A 790-nucleotide genomic window follows, 5' to 3' on the forward strand; every position below is an offset into this window, starting at 1 on the left:
CATCCAAAAAAGCGTCGAATCGGCGAGCACGGGAAAGGCGTCATTGGCGGAACTGGCTGTAAGTTCTCCCGCACACGGGAGTTAGAGTTGGGGGCGGCAAAACGGAAGAGGAATTGCGATGGCTACAACTCAACTCAGAGAGCCGTTCGATATTCGTTGTGGCTTGCGCAACGCCCATGCCACGGAAAACCAAACGCTGTCGATCATGGAACCACGGGTCGAGCGTATAGAGGATTATCCAGAGGCGGCCGATCGTTTGCGCCGGCATAGTCCGGGCACCGAAGGCCAGATCACCCGCATCGAGGCAGTCCTGGAGGGCCTCGATACAGAGCACTCCATCCTCACGGAGACAGCCCTGTCGATGGTTGGCAGCATGGCTGCCATGGGACACTCGATGGCCGGCGACGAGATCATCAAGAATAGCCTGGCGAATTTCACATTCGATTATCACGAAATTGCTGCTTACAATTCGCTGCTGGTGCCCGCCGAGGCGGCCCTCAAGCAGAATCTGAGCTGAGAGAAGCCATGGCCAGTAGGCTGAAGGAAATCTGGCATGCGGTGGGCCAAGCTGGCGAGACTGGTGAAACCGCAAAAGCTGGTCCTACAACGGGGCGACCTCCTAGACCCCGCCCCCGTTGTCGGTCACATCTTCAACGCGTCCGGTTAGCCGCGAACAAACCTTGCTGGCGGGCCAGTTCATCTGCTGTGGCTTTGCGCAGGTGTCGCATGCCATCAGCCTGGATGACGGAAAACAAACCCACCTCCGCATGTCGCGAATTGTCCCAGCCGG

1 protein-coding gene is annotated in these 790 nt (G+C 58.2%); it reads left to right on the top strand.

Annotated elements, in window-relative coordinates:
* The first annotated feature begins 118 nt into the window (after positions 1–118).
* On the top strand, positions 119–517 hold the full coding sequence (locus NKI49_RS33230) for a DUF892 family protein (RefSeq protein ID WP_352608435.1): 399 nt from the start codon (positions 119–121) through the stop codon (positions 515–517).
* The last annotated feature ends 273 nt before the right edge of the window (positions 518–790 follow it).

It is taken from the genome of Mesorhizobium sp. M0587, assembly GCF_040320945.1.
Classification (GTDB): domain Bacteria; phylum Pseudomonadota; class Alphaproteobacteria; order Rhizobiales; family Rhizobiaceae; genus Mesorhizobium.